General features: G+C 62.4%; 13 protein-coding genes. 5 read left to right on the top strand and 8 right to left on the bottom strand.

Annotation, left to right across the window (positions count from 1 at the left end):
• Positions 1 to 8: 8 nt before the first annotated feature.
• Together ACFMBG_RS04930 and ACFMBG_RS04925 are read right to left on the bottom strand one after the other, a co-directional pair.
• The gene (locus ACFMBG_RS04930; RefSeq protein WP_421053609.1) at positions 9 to 935 is read right to left on the bottom strand and encodes a TRAP transporter small permease subunit; all 927 of its coding nucleotides are present in this window, start codon (positions 933 to 935) and stop codon (positions 9 to 11) included.
• A gap of 141 nt (positions 936 to 1,076) precedes the next feature.
• Positions 1,077 to 2,159 carry a TRAP transporter substrate-binding protein gene (locus tag ACFMBG_RS04925; RefSeq protein WP_421053608.1) on the bottom strand — a complete coding sequence of 361 codons (1,083 nt, stop codon included), beginning with the start codon at positions 2,157 to 2,159 and terminating at the stop codon, positions 1,077 to 1,079.
• Between the two features lie 282 nt (positions 2,160 to 2,441).
• Here ACFMBG_RS04925 and ACFMBG_RS04920 point away from each other — a divergent pair, with 282 nt between their 5' ends.
• Together ACFMBG_RS04920 and ACFMBG_RS04915 are read left to right on the top strand one after the other, a co-directional pair.
• Positions 2,442 to 3,869: a cache domain-containing protein gene (locus ACFMBG_RS04920; protein WP_421053607.1), complete on the top strand. Its 1,428-nt coding sequence runs from the start codon at positions 2,442 to 2,444 to the stop codon at positions 3,867 to 3,869.
• A gap of 61 nt (positions 3,870 to 3,930) precedes the next feature.
• A complete protein-coding gene (locus tag ACFMBG_RS04915) occupies positions 3,931 to 4,575 on the top strand; it encodes a response regulator transcription factor (RefSeq protein ID WP_421053606.1) in 645 nt (214 codons plus the stop codon).
• A 24-nt stretch (positions 4,576 to 4,599) separates the two neighbouring features.
• Here ACFMBG_RS04915 and ACFMBG_RS04910 read toward each other — a convergent pair whose 3' ends face one another.
• The 3 genes from ACFMBG_RS04910 to ACFMBG_RS04900 form a co-directional block, all read right to left on the bottom strand.
• Entirely contained in the window at positions 4,600 to 5,745 is a 1,146-nt protein-coding gene (locus tag ACFMBG_RS04910; RefSeq protein ID WP_421053605.1) for a lytic murein transglycosylase, read from the bottom strand.
• A 122-nt stretch (positions 5,746 to 5,867) separates the two neighbouring features.
• On the bottom strand, positions 5,868 to 6,950 hold the full coding sequence (locus ACFMBG_RS04905; protein ID WP_421053604.1) for a capsular polysaccharide export protein, LipB/KpsS family: 1,083 nt from the start codon (positions 6,948 to 6,950) through the stop codon (positions 5,868 to 5,870).
• On the bottom strand, positions 6,947 to 7,798 hold the full coding sequence (locus ACFMBG_RS04900) for a HalD/BesD family halogenase (protein ID WP_421053603.1): 852 nt from the start codon (positions 7,796 to 7,798) through the stop codon (positions 6,947 to 6,949). The genes ACFMBG_RS04905 and ACFMBG_RS04900 overlap by 4 nt, the downstream gene beginning before the upstream one ends.
• A 405-nt stretch (positions 7,799 to 8,203) precedes the next feature.
• On the opposite strand from ACFMBG_RS04900, the gene ACFMBG_RS04895 reads away from it, so the two are divergent.
• Both ACFMBG_RS04895 and ilvN read left to right on the top strand, forming a co-directional pair.
• Entirely contained in the window at positions 8,204 to 9,955 is a 1,752-nt protein-coding gene (locus ACFMBG_RS04895; RefSeq protein WP_421053778.1) for an acetolactate synthase 3 large subunit, read from the top strand.
• Between the two features lie 89 nt (positions 9,956 to 10,044).
• Positions 10,045 to 10,605 carry an acetolactate synthase small subunit gene (gene ilvN, locus ACFMBG_RS04890; protein WP_027237223.1) on the top strand — a complete coding sequence of 187 codons (561 nt, stop codon included), beginning with the start codon at positions 10,045 to 10,047 and terminating at the stop codon, positions 10,603 to 10,605.
• A 31-nt stretch (positions 10,606 to 10,636) separates the two neighbouring features.
• Here ilvN and ACFMBG_RS04885 read toward each other — a convergent pair whose 3' ends face one another.
• Positions 10,637 to 10,993 carry a hypothetical protein gene (locus tag ACFMBG_RS04885; RefSeq protein WP_421053602.1) on the bottom strand — a complete coding sequence of 119 codons (357 nt, stop codon included), beginning with the start codon at positions 10,991 to 10,993 and terminating at the stop codon, positions 10,637 to 10,639.
• Between the two features lie 275 nt (positions 10,994 to 11,268).
• Here ACFMBG_RS04885 and ACFMBG_RS04880 point away from each other — a divergent pair, with 275 nt between their 5' ends.
• A complete protein-coding gene (locus tag ACFMBG_RS04880) occupies positions 11,269 to 12,027 on the top strand; it encodes a helix-turn-helix domain-containing protein (protein WP_421053601.1) in 759 nt (252 codons plus the stop codon).
• A gap of 2 nt (positions 12,028 to 12,029) precedes the next feature.
• On the opposite strand, the gene ACFMBG_RS04875 is transcribed toward ACFMBG_RS04880, so the two are convergent.
• Positions 12,030 to 12,800, bottom strand: coding sequence for a DUF2189 domain-containing protein (locus ACFMBG_RS04875; protein ID WP_421053600.1), 771 nt, complete (start codon positions 12,798 to 12,800; stop codon positions 12,030 to 12,032).
• Positions 12,801 to 12,985: 185 nt separating this feature from the next.
• The gene (locus ACFMBG_RS04870) at positions 12,986 to 14,431 is read right to left on the bottom strand and encodes a calcium-binding protein (protein ID WP_421053599.1); all 1,446 of its coding nucleotides are present in this window, start codon (positions 14,429 to 14,431) and stop codon (positions 12,986 to 12,988) included.
• Positions 14,432 to 14,503 lie beyond the last annotated feature (72 nt).

The raw sequence follows: 14,503 nt of genomic DNA, 5'->3' as shown, positions 1-14,503 counted from the left end.
GACGTCCCTTAATGCGTGCCTTCGTAGGCTTCTTCACCCTCTCCAAGGCTGTCCTTGTCGAGGTATTTGTTTTCGCTGCCCTGGCCTTCGACGAACTCCAGGAAGGAGCGGTAGAAGAAGGCGATGGCGTGCAGGAAGACGAGGCCGGCGAAGGCGATCAGCAGGATCTTGAACAGGAAGTAGGCGTTGAACCCGTTCGGGCTGAAGCCGATGGTTTCCACGTTCCAGCGCAGCGCGCGGGATTTCATCACCAGCCGTTCAAGCGTGTCCGAGGCCGAAGGGTTCGGCACGATCAGGTGCCGCCACAGGAAGAACCAGCCATACATCCAGGTGAGTACCGCGGCGGGCATCATGAAGATCAGCGAGCCGATCATGTCCACGACCTTCTTGGCGCGGAAGCTGATGCCGGAATAGATCAGGTCAACCCGCACATGGCCGCCCTGCACAAAGGTGTAGGTCACGCAAAGGCAGACCACCAAGGCATTGTAGAACTTCAGTTCTTCGGCAAACCAGCTGATGTCCTGGCTGAACGGGATGCCAAAGCCGAAACTGATGTCCGGCCGCGCGAAGACCCGCTGCATGAAGACGATGATGATCTGCTGCAGCACCATCAGGAGGCCTGCCCAGGCAAAGAAGCGGCCGACGGTGTTGGCCAGCCCCTCGAGGCCCCGCACCATGCCCCACATGAAGCCGCGGAAGTATAGGCCGATGGCAGTCAGCACCAGGAAGGTGGTGAAGACGACAAAGAAGAATTCGACCGAGCCGCCATAGTAGACGAAGCGCATGATCGAGGCCTTGTCGGACCAGTCGAGCCAGAGCTGCGGATGGGTGACGGCGTAGCCGAGATCATAAAAGGCGCCGGCGATGTTCTGGATCAGCCAGACAAGTCCGCCCCAGATTGCGCCAAAGAAGGTGATGCCACTCTCTTCCTGCATGTTTCCCCCGGGAAGATTGCTGCGAAGTTGCGGTGGCAGGCTGGGCACACGGCGCTGCTGGCCGGCCGTCCCGCGCTACGGGCAACTGCATATGGATCCCCCGCCTGCGGCGGAGGATCCGGTTAATGCCAGTCAGGCGGATCAGCCCAGGACGCGGTCGCGCTGAACGCGGTAGGCGCCTTCGGATTTGGTGATCCAGCCGGAGGAGGCTTTCATCGAGGTTTCGACGCTGCTGCGGATCTTGGCAAACAGCTCGTCGCCCATGAACTCGTCCAGGGTTTCCTTGGTGGCCTGGCCGAAGGCGCTCCAGACGCTTTCCGGGAATTCCAGGGTCTTCACGCCGCCGGACTGCAGGCGCTGCAGCGCTGCACCGTTGTTGTTCATGAACTGTGCCAGGCTCCACTGGTGGCCGGCGGCCGATGCCATCTCGATAATCTTCTGGTGGGCCGGCGACAGACCTTCGAAGACTTCGCGGTTGGTGGCAACCGACAGCGCCGCGCCCGGCTCGTGGAAGCCCGCGGTGTAGTAGGTCTTGGTGATTTCCTGGAAGCCGGCCTTTTCGTCCGCCCAGGGGCCGATCCACTCGGTGCCGTCGATGGCGCCGGAGGAGAGCGCCTGATACACTTCGGAGCCGGGGATGTTCTGAACCGATGCGCCCAGCTTGCCCAGTGCCTTGCCGCCCAGGCCCGGCATCCGGAACTTGAGGCCGTTGAAGTCCTCGGGGCCCTTGATTTCCTTGTTGAACCAGCCGCCGGCCTGAGGGCCGGTGTTGCCGCCGATGAAGGATTTCAGGCCGAAGATCTGGCCCAGCTCGTCATGCAGCGCATGGCCTTCGCCGTGGTAGTACCAGTTCACCAGTTCCTGCGGGGTCATGCCGAAGGGCACGGCGGTGAAATAGGCGTAGCCCGGGTGCTGGCTGACGAAGTAATAGTCAGCCGCATGGTACATGTCGGCCTGGCCTGCGGTCACGGCGTCGAACACTTCGAAGGCACCGACCAGCTCGCCTGCGGCTTTGACGTCGATGGTCAGGCTGCCATCGGACATGGCGGTAATGGCGTCGGCAACGTACTGCGCGGAATCATGCACACCCGCCAGGCCGCGGCCCCAGGTGGTGACCATGGTCAGCGTGCGGTTGCCCTGGGCATAGGCCGGCGCAGCCAGGGTGCTGGCTGCTGCGGCGGAGCCGCCCAGTGCGGACGTTTTCAAGAAAGAACGGCGATCCATAAATTATTCCTCCCATTATCATTCGGATTGCCCGGAAGGTCCCCCCGGGCGGATCGGTTCGAGTGCGGCCAGCCTAGCGGCGGCGGATTTTATGTGAATACCTAGTACTGCGTAGAACGGCACGTTTTTCGAGGCTGGACGGGAAAAGTTGACGCATTTCTTGCGCGAATCACCAGGCGGCGACACACGCATCGGACGTAAACGTGCCCTGCCTCTTTGATTCTTCTGGGCGGCTGCGCAATGATTCGGTACAAGAATCTGACCAATTCCGGGACCCCGTTGATGCGTCTATTCGAAACACTTTTGCGCCCCACCTACGCGCAGAAACTGTCGCTTCTGATGACCTTGCCGCTGATCGTGGCGGGCACCGCGATTGCGGTTCTGGTGGGCTACCAGTCGCGCGCCTTGGCCGAGCGCGAGATCCAGGCGCTGGAGGTTCAGCTCCTGGAAGCCAAGAAGGCGGAGCTGCGCAACTACGTGACCCAGGCGCGCAACGGCTTTGCCCATATCTATGGTCTGGCGGCGCCGGATGATGCGGAGGCCAAGGAGCAGGTGGCGCAGATCCTCAGCGCGATGATCTACGGCAAGGACGGTTTCTTCTTCGTCTATGACTACGACGGCACCAATCTGGTCAGCCCGCGGCAGACCGAATTCATCAACCGCAACTGGGCCGGGCTGACCGACAGCGCGGGCGTGCCGGTGGTGGATGAGTTCATCCGCCTGGCCCGCGACGGGGCCGGCTGGCACAGCTTCACCTGGGAGAAGCCTTCGACCGGGGAAGAGGCGCAGATGATCGCCTATGTACTGGGCCTGCAGGACTGGCAGTGGGCGATCGGCACCGGCGTATTCATCGACGACGTGCTGGCCACGGTGGCCGCCTCACGTGCCGAGGTGGAAGCGCGGGTGCAGCGCACCTTCCTTTATATTGGTGCCATCACCCTGATATCGCTGATGCTGGTCTTTGCCTCCGGCATGTTCCTGAACATCCGCGAGCGGCGGCTGGCCGATGCCAAGCTCAAGGAACTGACCCAGCGGGTGTTCGACGCCCAGGAGGAGGAGCGCGGCCGGGTGGCGCGGGAGTTGCATGACGGGATCAGCCAGCTGCTGGTGGGGGTGCGCTATGCGCTGGACAACACCCGCCGCCGCCTGACCCGCGGCGATGGCGTGGGCGCGGTGGCGCCGCTGGAGAAAGGCACGGAGAGCCTGCTGACCGCCATCACCGAAGTGCGCCGGATCAGCCGCGACCTGCGCCCAGGGGTGCTGGACGACCTGGGGCTGGGCCCGGCGCTGAAGGCGCTGACCGATGATTTCGCAGCCCGCACGGGGATCGAAACGGCATTCTCTACCGTGGTCTTCCGCAACCGGCTGGACCAGGATTCCAAGATCGCCCTCTACCGCATCGCCCAGGAGGCGCTGACCAATATCGAACGCCATGCGGAGGCCACCAAGGTCAGCATCGACCTGCGCGGCCACACCAAGGGCGCCACCATGCGGATCACCGACAATGGCCGCGGCCTGCCGCCACGTGATGCCCGTACCGGCCCCGGCATCGGCCTCAGAAACATGCAGGAGCGGATCGAGCAGCTTGACGGCACCTTGCGCATTCTGTCATCACGGGGCACCCAAAGCGGCACGGTGATCGAGGCGAGCCTGCCTCTCAGCCACCTGCTGCCGCCGGGCGAGGAGGGAACGCCTGCACAGCTGCCGTGACCAGGGAGGATACGGCAAGGTGCGTGGCTCCCGGGCAATGGAAAGCTGCATTGGGGGAATGATGGCTGATCCGGTGAAGGTTCTGATCGTGGATGACCACCCGATGGTGGCCGAAGGCATCCAGTCGATCCTGGAAAGCTATGACGATATTCAGGTCGTCGGCTCGCTGACCGACGGGCGTGATGCGGTCGACCAGATGGGCCGCCTGGCGCCTGACGTGGTGCTGATGGACCTCAACATGCCCAAGCTTGGCGGCCTCAGCGCCACCGAGATCATCCTGGAGCAGCACCCCGGCACCCGCATCCTGATCCTGTCGATGCATGACAGTGCCGAGTATATCTCCACCGCGCTCAGCCACGGGGCGATGGGCTATGTTCTGAAGGACGTCCCCACCGAGGAGATCAAACAGGCCATCGACGCGGTGATGGAGGGGCAGACCTATCTCTGCACAGGCGCAGCTGGATCCCTGAAACCCAAGGGTGACGATACCCGCGAGGCGCTGACCGGGCGGGAGCAGACCATCCTCTTGGAGCTGGCGCAGGGCAAATCCAACAAGGAAGTCGCCCAAGCGCTTGATATCTCGGTCAGAACCGTCGAGACGCACCGCAAGAACATCAAGCGCAAGCTGGGCATATCCTCCACCGCCGGGCTGACCCGCTATGCGCTGGAGCATGGGGTGCTGCAAGGCACCGGCGCCGGGTTCTGACCCTCCCCCGATCTTAGACTGGCCCTATTTCAAACTGGCCAGCAGCGCCTGTGACGGCTCCCCGGTTGCGGGCAAGCCGCGGCTGGACTGGTAGCCGCTGATTGCCTGGCGGCTTTTCGGCCCCAGCACCCCGTCGGCACCGCCGGTATCGAAGCCTTTGGCGGTCAGGCGTTTCTGCAGCAGGATGCGGTCGTCCTTGGTCAGCCCGAACTGGTCCGGCGGGAAGCTGGTGCGCAGCGGGCCCCCGCCGGCGATGCGGTCGGCCAGATGACCCACCCCGATCGCGTAAGCATCCGAGTTATTGTAGCGTTTGATGGCATTGAAATTTCCGGTCACCGCAAACTTCGGCCCGCCCGCCTGCGGCTGGATGATACGGCCTGCCGGGGTGCCGGGAGCCCCGGCCTCTCCGCCCCACTTCAGCCCGCGAGTCCAGCCGTTGCGCTGCAGATAGGCGGCGGTAGAGGCCAGCGCGTCGCTCGGGTCCTCCGACCAGATATCGCGCCTCCCGTCGCCGGTGAAATCCACGGCAAAGGCCTGATAGGAGGTCGGGATGAACTGGGTATGCCCCATGGCGCCTGCCCAGCTGCCGGTCATCCGGGCGGGCGTGATGTCACCGTTCTGCAGGATCCGAAGCGCAGCCAGCAGCTGCTTTTCAAAGAACGCCCCGCGCCGCCCGTCATAGGCCAGCGTCGAAGTGGCAGAGATCACCGGCACGTCGCCGCGGCGCTCGCCAAAGAAGCTCTCCAGCCCCCAGATGGCGCAGATGATTTCCGCATCGACGCCATAGGTGCGCTCCAGCGCCCGCAAGGTGGCGCCATGCCGGGCAAAGGCGGCACGGCCCTTGGCCAGCCGCTCATCCGAAACGGCGATGGACAGGTAATCCTCCAGCGAGCGCTTGAATTCGGTCTGGTTGCGGTCGCGCTTGATAACCCCTGGCAAATACCCTGCCCCGCGGAAGGCGGCGCGCAGGGTGGCCGGCGATATCCCCCTGGCTTCAGCGCGGGAGCGGAAGGCGGCCACCCACCGGTCATAGCCCGCATTGGGTACAGGCCGCAGATCCGCGGGCAGGCCGGAGGCGCCGGAACGGCCCCCGGAAGGCACCGTGCTGCTGCAGGCCGTGAGCCCGAAGGCTGCGAGACCGAACCCGAAATGACGCCGTGTGATGTTCATGCTGACTGCCCGTTCTGGTGATTGCCGCCCGCCCCTTGCTGCAGGGCTTTTGCCTTACAGGCTGCCAGAAACCTGCCGGGGCGCCAAGGTCCTGAATTGCGTCAGAGCAAAGACCTGCCGCCCTATTGACCCGCCAGCCGGCCCGGCGTCTGCCCGGCCGTAAACCGCTCCCTCGGGAATCCTGCCCGGGAAAAAATCTCCCAGATCCTTTGCTCCAGGCCCGCTGCGCCGATTTCGAGGCAATTGTTCCGGAAGTACCAGGTCATGAACTGCGCATAACCGCCGGTGCGGGCCAGCGCGCGCTGCAGCGCCTCGGCAAACTGACCCGGCCCGGTGACGGTTTGCGCCATGTGGTGAAAGTCGGACTTGCCATAAAGAATGGCCGGCGTGCGGTGCAGAAACCCTTCGACCGCCGAGGAGGAGTTGATCGAAACCGTGGCGCAGCTGGCGGCGAGAATGTCGTGGATGTTGGCGCCGGAAATCATCACCCGCCTGTCCCCGGCCGCAATCTCCGCCAGCTCCGCCATGGTTCCGATATCCGCCAGCTTGGGATGCAGCTTGACCAGCACGGTCCGGCCGCCCGCGCCCTCCAGCACATCCTGCAGCATGGTGATATCGGTAAACTCCGTTGCCCCGGCCTTGAACGGGTAAGAGCCTTGGAAGAATAGGGAAATACACCCTTGCGGAATGTCCTGCCGCTCCCTTGGGGCGCTGTAACGGGTCCGGCGGGCGTCCTTCAATGTCCGTTGCAGCCGCCCGTAGAACCGCTTGGCGTATTGGTACGGGATCATGTTCTCCCGGAACTCCCTGGCTCCGATCGGGCTGAACTCGCGGGTTCCTTCCGGGGCCAGGTGCCAGAAGCCTTCAAGATACGCGAAGGCTGCGTTCAGCACATTGGGCATTTGCACGTGGCGGTCATCCAGAATGTGCAGATTGCCGTCTTCGAAGCGGCCGCCGGGAACATGCCGCGTGCTGATCTTGATGCCGGGATCCATAGCCCGGACCTCACAACCGATCCCTTCAGCTGCCAGCATTTTCCGGATAGCACCATAAAGCTGCAGGAAGCTGCGCGAGAGGTCTTGATCTAAATGCTTCTTGCGCAAATGGATTATGACTTTGGGCACCGGAGGCTTCCCTGCAAAAAACTGCATACGAGTATCGCGATCCCCCGCGGCAGGTCCAGCCCCCGGCGCCCCTTTGGTCAATCCCGCAGCGCGTCGGCACGCAGCCCTTCGCGCTCATAGTGGCGCGGCAGCACCCGGCCATAGAGCTGCCGGGTGCGCTCCACCCCGCCGCACATGCCCTCCTGCTCGACAAAGGAGAAGATGCCGACATAGCGCTTACGCGGACCTTCGACCGGAGCGACGCGGTGAAGGGAGTAGCGGCCCCGGAAGATCTGCAGATCGCCGGGCTGCAGCACCAGCTTGCGCACCAGCGGCGAGCCGCCCGCCAGCACCCTCGCGACGCCATCGTAATTTTCATCCGCCGGGGTGCGCAGCATCGGCGCATACTCAAACTCGCCGCCGCCCTCACCGTTCTGAATCGCCAGCGTCACGGTGTAATTGTTGGTGTCGAAATGCCAGGGGAAGCCCTGCCCCGCCTCGACCATGTTGATGATCACATCGGCCAGCGGATCGTCATAGCGGAAGAACCGGTCCTCCGGCTCACCTAGCGCCTCGCGGACAAAGGGCATGAAGCCGGGAAATTCGTAGATCGCCCGCAGCGGGCTGTCCGCGCCAAAGTTGTCGGCCGGGATAAAGGCGTTGGAGCGGTCGTAGAACTGCCGCACCGGGTGGGTCTCCGGCAAGGTGCTGTCATCCTTGGAGAAATAGGCATTGGTCCGGCTGAAGGACTTGTGGCCGCTGCCCGCCACCGCATCGGCCTCGGCCACCAGCCTGGCTATGCCTGCCTCATGCACGAAGCCGGGCAGCACCGCGCAGCCGTCGGTTTCAAGGTCGCGCTGCAGATCCGCGATCAGCCGGTCATAGGCGCTGGAGCCGGGCCGGTCGATCGGATACCGCCCGAGATCCACCAGATCGGAGAGTTGAACCATGTTTGCTTCCTTCCCTGTAATCTCATTCTTAGGTTGAGCTTGCCTGCTGCGGGGGCGCTGATCTGGCACAATCGGGACACGGGCGTGCCGGTTTTGAACGATTTCGCAACTCTGTGACCGGGCAGTTTCGCGGAAATTTCGCTGCACCCGGGGTCGCGAGCAAGAAAATGTCCCCGCGCAGGACCTTTTTGACACGTTTGCCGGTTGACGCCCCTGTCCAGCGCCCATAATGTCCGCTGCAACGCAATGAGGAGCCTGTGGACGTGACCACCCTAGTCGTAATCGTAGGAACCAAGCGCATGGGCCGGTGACGGTTGACCATAATCGAACCCATGCGCCTCCGACTTGAAATCGGGGGCTTTTTTTATGCGTAATGACGATGCCGCCAATTGGAGCAAAAAGCAGATGACACGTGAGATGACCGGCGCGAAAATGGTTGTTCAGGCCCTGAAGGATCAGGGTGTGGACGTAGTCTTCGGATACCCTGGCGGCGCCGTGCTGCCGATCTATGACGAGATCTTTCTGCAGAATGACATCCGCCACGTCCTGGTGCGTCACGAACAGGGCGCGGTCCACGCCGCCGAGGGCTATGCCCGCTCCACCGGCAAGCCCGGCGTTGTCCTGGTGACCTCCGGCCCCGGCGCCACCAATGCGGTGACCGGCCTTACCGATGCGCTGCTGGATTCGATCCCGATCGTGGTTCTGACCGGCCAGGTGCCGACCTTCATGATCGGTTCGGATGCTTTCCAGGAGGCTGACACCGTCGGCATCACCCGCCCCTGCACCAAGCACAACTGGCTGGTCAAGGATACTGACGCGCTGGCCGGCACCCTGCATGAGGCCTTCCATGTCGCCAAATCCGGCCGCCCCGGCCCGGTTCTGGTCGACATCCCCAAGGACGTGCAGTTCGCCAACGGCAAATACCAGGCGCCGAAACCGGCTGCCTCCCATTACCAGCCGCAGCTCAAGGGCGACATGGACGCGATCACCGAGCTGGTCGAAGCGCTGGAAACCGCCAAGCGCCCGGTGTTCTATACCGGCGGCGGCGTGATCAACTCCGGCACTGCGGCCAGCCAACTGCTGCGCGAACTGGTGGATGGCACCGGCATTCCGGTCACCTCGACCCTGATGGGCCTGGGCGCCTACCCCGCGTCCGGCAAGAACTGGCTGGGCATGCTGGGGATGCACGGGCTCTATGAGGCCAACATGGCGATGCACGGCTGTGACCTGATGATCAACATCGGCGCCCGCTTTGACGACCGGATCACCGGCCGCATCGACGCCTTCAGCCCGAAATCGAAAAAGGCCCATATCGACATCGACCCTTCCTCGATCAACAAGGTGATCCGGGTCGATATTCCGATCGTCGGCGACGTCGCCCATGTGCTGGAAGACATCCTGAAGGTCTGGAAATCGCGCGGCCGCAAGGTGAACCGCGAGGCGCTGGCCAAGTGGCAAAAGCAGATCAATGAATGGCGCGCGGTGAACTGCCTCTCGTTCAAGAACTCGGAAAAGACCATCAAGCCGCAATACGCGCTGCAGCGCCTGGAGGAGCTGACCAAGGGCCGCGACCGCTATGTCACCACCGAGGTCGGCCAGCACCAGATGTGGGCGGCGCAATATTTGGGGTTCGAGGATCCGAACCGCTGGATGACCTCAGGCGGGCTTGGCACCATGGGCTACGGCTTCCCGGCCTCGCTCGGGGCGCAGATGGCGCATCCGGACGCGCTGGTGATCAACGTGGCAGGCGAAGCCTCCTGGCTGATGAACATGCAGGAAATGGGCACCGCGGTGCAGTTCCGCCTGCCGGTCAAGCAGTTCATCCTCAACAACGAGCGCCTGGGCATGGTGCGCCAGTGGCAGGAGCTGCTGCACGGCGAGCGCTACAGCCACAGCTGGTCCGAGGCCCTGCCCGATTTCGTCAAGCTCGCCGAGGCCTTCGGCTGCAAGGGTATCTGCGTCAGCGATCCCAAGGACCTGGATGATGCGATCATGGAAATGATTGAATACGACGGGCCGGTGATCTTCGACTGCCTGGTGGAGAAGCACGAGAACTGCTTCCCGATGATCCCGTCGGGCAAGGCGCATAACGAGATGCTGCTGGGCGAGGCGGAGACGCAGGGCGTCATCCAGGCCGGCGGCGCAGTGCTGGTGTAACCGCGGCCGGGCCGCAAAATTCTTATGAAGAATTTTGCCAAAAGTTTTCTGAAAACTTTTGGCAGCGACAAACGAAAGGACGGCGACTGATGTCTGCCCTGCATATCAAAAAAGGCTCCACCCGCCATTCCGCCTACAACTTGCGCCCGACATTTTCGGACGTGCAGGAGCGCCACACCATTGCGGTGCTGGTGGAAAACGAACCGGGGGTTCTGGCCCGCGTCATCGGCCTGTTTTCGGGCCGCGGCTACAACATTGAAAGCCTGACCGTGGCCGAGGTCGACCATACCGGGCACCTAAGCCGCATCACCATCGTCACCACCGGCACCCCGCAGGTGATCGAGCAGATCAAGGCGCAGCTGGGCCGCATTGTTTCGGTGCGCGACGTGCACGACCTGACCGTCGAAGGTGTCGCGGTGGAGCGGGAACTGGCGATCCTGAAGGTGTCGGGCGAAGGCGACAAGCGGGTCGAGGCGCTGCGGCTTGCGGATATCTTCCGCGCCAATGTGGTCGACAGCACGCTGAACAGCTTTGTTTTTGAAATCACTGGCGCGCCGGACAAGATCGACGCGTTTGCGGAGCTGATGCGCCCGCTTGGCCTGGCCGAGATTGCCCGTACCGGCGTTGCCGCGCTGCTGCGCGGAAACTGAACCTGCTGCCGGCCTGGAAACAGGCCGGTTCTCAGCCTTGGCTGGCCTGACGCGGTGCGGAAACGCCCCGCTTTTTTGCTGCTCGCAGCGGAAAGGGAACAACGGTGCCGCCGCTCTGTTCCGCTGCGCCGGCTTCCGGCCCGCAAACCTCTGCTGCTGACAGCCGGTCCGCCAGGTCCGGGCTGCCTTGTTCGATCAGGACCGAAAGGTTTTCGGCAATCCTGATATTTCCGCTTATGGTCAGATCGAATTCAACCCAATCCCCTGGATTGAATTCCCGAAACTCTGCCCCACCTTCATTTGCATAAAAAGCAAGATCCCCCTGATCTTCACACCAGATTACGGCTTTAGTCAGGGTTTCATCCCGCCACAAAACGACTCCAATCATACCAGTCCTCGCATTGCCGCATTTTGATTTTGAAACAATTGAGGTGACGCCAACATGATAAAATCCGCACTGGCCTATTGCATTTTGTGTCGGCTCGACTAGCCTGCTGACGTGGAATAGCACCAGCCATGACGCCAAAGGGAGGCGGCCACTTACGCCTCACAGGCGGAGTCTGGCACGTTCAGCCTGGAAGCACCGCAAAAGCATCGCCAAAATTCGAACCGTCAGGGTCAAAAATGAACAGTCAGAACCGCTCGCCAGCTGATTTGAGAAACATGTTCGGCGCCAATTTGCGTCAATTGTCGCGGCAATACCCGTCAGTTTCCGAACTGTCCCGCCAGCTTGGCATCAACCGCACACAATTCAACCGTTACCTGTCAGGCGAGAGCTTTCCGCGGCCGGATGTGCTGGACCGTATCTGCCGCTTCTTTGATGTCGATGCCCGTATTCTTCTGGATCCGGTGGAAAAGCTCTCCAAAGCCGGCCAGGTGATAAATGGCGCGTTTCTGGCGGATTTCCTTGGCCTAGGCGTGCAGCGGCTGAGCGAGGAGTTTTTCCCGTCCGGGTTTTACCGTTTTACCCGCCGCAGCTTCATCAATGACGACAAATTCGTAATTGGCCTGGTCTATGTGTTCCGGGACGCGGGCGTGACCTACATCAAGGGTTTTGAGGCCAAGGAGGCGATGTACAGCCAGGGGCTGCCGGCCACCCCGGCGGTGCGCGAGTTCCGCGGCTATGTCAGCGGCCACGAGGACGGCGTCGCCTTTGTCATCGCGCGGCGCAGAGCGATGACCTATTCCTTCAACTACCTGGCCCGCGAAGCCTCACTGGAGAACAATTACTGGTCCGGCTACGTCGCCCGCACCGTGCGCGAGAGCCCGACCGGCGAGCGGGTGACGCGGATGGTTTACGAACACCTGGGCCGCGAAACCGGACAGGTTCTGGCCGCTGCGCGCAGTGCTGGCTTTGCTGACGAGGCAGACCTGCTGCCTTTCCACCGCCGTCTGCTGCACACCGGCCAGCCCTTCCGCTGACGCTATTGCGCGGCAGCTTGGCGGTAGATGTGCCAGGTGGCGTGACCCAGCAGCGGCAGCACCAGGAACAATCCCAGGAACCAGGGCAGCAGCGCCGCAAAGGTGGCGGCGGCAATCAGCGCGGCCCAGATCATCATCACCATGAAGTTCTGCTGCACATACTGGAAGCTGGCGATCATCGCGGTGACAAAGTCCACTTCCCGGTCCAGCAGCAGCGGCAGGGAAATCACCGTGATCATGTAAAGCAGCAGCGCAAACAGTGCCCCTACAGCAGTGCCGACTGCCAGCATCGTCAGACCGTTGGCCGTCAGGAACACCTCGGCGGAGCTGGAAATATTGGTCATCGTCGCATGCCCCATGAACAGGGCAAAGATCATGTGGCCGAGGAAAAACCAGAACAGGAACACCACGATGATGATGGCGCAAATCGAGGGCAGCTGGCGGCGGCTTTGCTGCAGCACCACTCCGAGGATGCCGCCAAAGGCAATCGGCTGCCCCTGCTCCAGCCTGTGCGACACCTCGTACAGCCCCACCGCGGCGAAGGGGCCGATCAGCGGGAACCCGATTGCTGCCAGAACCAGCCAGTAGGTAGTGCCGGTTTGCATGGTGATCCAGGCCATTGCCCAGCCCGCCAGCACATAGAAGCCGGCAAAGAACAGCCCGTACAGCGGCTTGGCCCGGAAGTCGCTCCATCCCCGGCGCAGCGCCTCAATCAGCATGGGCATGGCAGCGGGCCGCAGTTCCGGCACCCCAAACGGCTTTTCTGTGGTCATCGCGGCTTGTCCTCCCAAATGCCTGTTTCCGACAGCCTAGCCGCGAACCTGGCCGCAAAAAATACCTTGCAGATACATATTTGAATGAACTGCGCAGACGGCGCGCCGCAACTTACACCGCACCCATTGCGCGAAAGAGACGGGCCTAGCGCCCGTCTTTCTGGCTGGCCAACGGCAGCTTGCGGTCAGACGAAGACAAAATCGTCGGCCGTCAGCGCCAGCCCTGCTTCCCCCTCTAGCCTAACCGTTCCGCCGTCATGGGTAATCAGGCGGTCGCCGGCGTTGTTGGTGATACTGAGGCTGGCGAAACCGCCGCTGTGGCCGCGGATCTGCAGGATGTCGGTGCCATCCATGAAGTCCCGGACCAGATCATCGCCGGCAGCAAACACAAAGGTGTCAGCCCCGGCGCCGCCGGTCAGCGTATCGTTGCCAGCGCCGCCCTTGAGGGTATCTTTGCCGCTGCCGCCGGCCAGCCTGTCGTTGCCGGCTCCGCCGTCCAGCGTGTCGGCGCCGGCCAGCCCGGTCAGCCGGTCATTGCCCCCTTTCCCTTCAAGAAGGTTCGCACCGCTGTGCCCCGTCAGCCTGTCCCCCTTTGCCGTGCCGGTCAGGTTTTCGATGGAAGATGCTTGCACGAATCCTGTACCGTCGGCGCCCAGGTTCCCTCCAGGCGCGCCTGGGTTCTGCCAGGCGCCATCCAAGTTCAGCGAGAACACCACACCACCGGAGTATTTCGAGAAATCAACGGTATCCCGGCCGCCGCCGAGCCGGACCAGGCCGGCGCTTCCGGCGCCGACCACGACGGTGTCATTTCCGTTGCCTGTGGATATCAGTTCAACAAAGGCATTGCCGGTGCGGACGCTATCCTTGCCGTCGCCTGTACGGACGACGTCAGCGCCGTTTGGGCCGATCACGACCGTATCATTGCCATCGCGGGTGCTGACAAACTCTGCGAACCCCTTGCGGACGACAACCTTGTCATCGCCTGCATTGGTGCGGATTGTACCCACCCCGCCGGTGCCGACGGTAATCACATCGCCCTTGGCCCTGTCCGCCGAACTGCTGCCAAGACCGGTTTCGATGTTATTCACAAACGCATTGCCGGTAGTGACAATGTTCTCCTCGGCAAAGAGGTGGATGGAAAACGTGCTGCCCTCCTGGTTTTCCCCCAGTTTGAGCTCGTGCTTTTTACCATCCCAGCCGTTGATCTGCCGCACGCGGGTGGAGTCCAGGTCCACCCGGGAATTGTAGCCCAGTTCCAAGTAGTCGATCCGGCGCCCGGTTTCCCCGTCCAAATCAGTGATCCTGGTCAGGTTATTCTCCGCAGCGCCGCCGAACCGGACGATCTTGGCCGTCCAGTCTTGCCCGGTGAGGCCGATATCTGCCACCAGCCTGTTGTCCGCGTTTCCTTCGAAGACGTTATAGGTGTTCAGGAAACGGTCGAACCATTCAACGTCGTTTTGGCCTTCGAGACGGGGAATGGCGGTTTCGCCATCAAATGTGAGATTCAGCTCCACCCGTGCCATGACACACCCCCGAAACCATGAAAAACAACCCTGACTATTACCAGCAGAGAGCGTTTCATCCGGGCGCGCAAGGTGGCGATTTCGATAGCTTGCGCGGGAGGTTTTCAACGAAATAAGCTCCAGGCATTACGCCCGGAGCTTACAATTCAGTCAGCAGGTATAGCCTGTGGCTGCCGCCGG

The organism is Leisingera coralii (genome assembly GCF_049056525.1).
Lineage (GTDB): Bacteria > Pseudomonadota > Alphaproteobacteria > Rhodobacterales > Rhodobacteraceae > Leisingera > Leisingera coralii.
This window is presented reverse-complemented; position numbering and strand designations above follow the sequence as displayed.

Coding starts and splice junctions, on each gene's coding strand:
- ACFMBG_RS04915 (WP_421053606.1), top strand. CDS start 3,931: ATGGCTGATCCGGTGAAGGTTCTGATCGTGGATGACCACCCGATGGTG.
- ACFMBG_RS04920 (WP_421053607.1), top strand. CDS start 2,442: ATGCGTCTATTCGAAACACTTTTGCGCCCCACCTACGCGCAGAAACTG.
- ACFMBG_RS04880 (WP_421053601.1), top strand. CDS start 11,269: ATGTTCGGCGCCAATTTGCGTCAATTGTCGCGGCAATACCCGTCAGTT.
- ACFMBG_RS04925 (WP_421053608.1), bottom strand. CDS start 2,159: ATGGATCGCCGTTCTTTCTTGAAAACGTCCGCACTGGGCGGCTCCGCC.
- ACFMBG_RS04900 (WP_421053603.1), bottom strand. CDS start 7,798: ATGGTTCAACTCTCCGATCTGGTGGATCTCGGGCGGTATCCGATCGAC.
- ilvN (WP_027237223.1), top strand. CDS start 10,045: ATGTCTGCCCTGCATATCAAAAAAGGCTCCACCCGCCATTCCGCCTAC.
- ACFMBG_RS04930 (WP_421053609.1), bottom strand. CDS start 935: ATGCAGGAAGAGAGTGGCATCACCTTCTTTGGCGCAATCTGGGGCGGA.
- ACFMBG_RS04875 (WP_421053600.1), bottom strand. CDS start 12,800: ATGACCACAGAAAAGCCGTTTGGGGTGCCGGAACTGCGGCCCGCTGCC.
- ACFMBG_RS04885 (WP_421053602.1), bottom strand. CDS start 10,993: ATGATTGGAGTCGTTTTGTGGCGGGATGAAACCCTGACTAAAGCCGTA.
- ACFMBG_RS04910 (WP_421053605.1), bottom strand. CDS start 5,745: ATGAACATCACACGGCGTCATTTCGGGTTCGGTCTCGCAGCCTTCGGG.
- ACFMBG_RS04895 (WP_421053778.1), top strand. CDS start 8,204: ATGACACGTGAGATGACCGGCGCGAAAATGGTTGTTCAGGCCCTGAAG.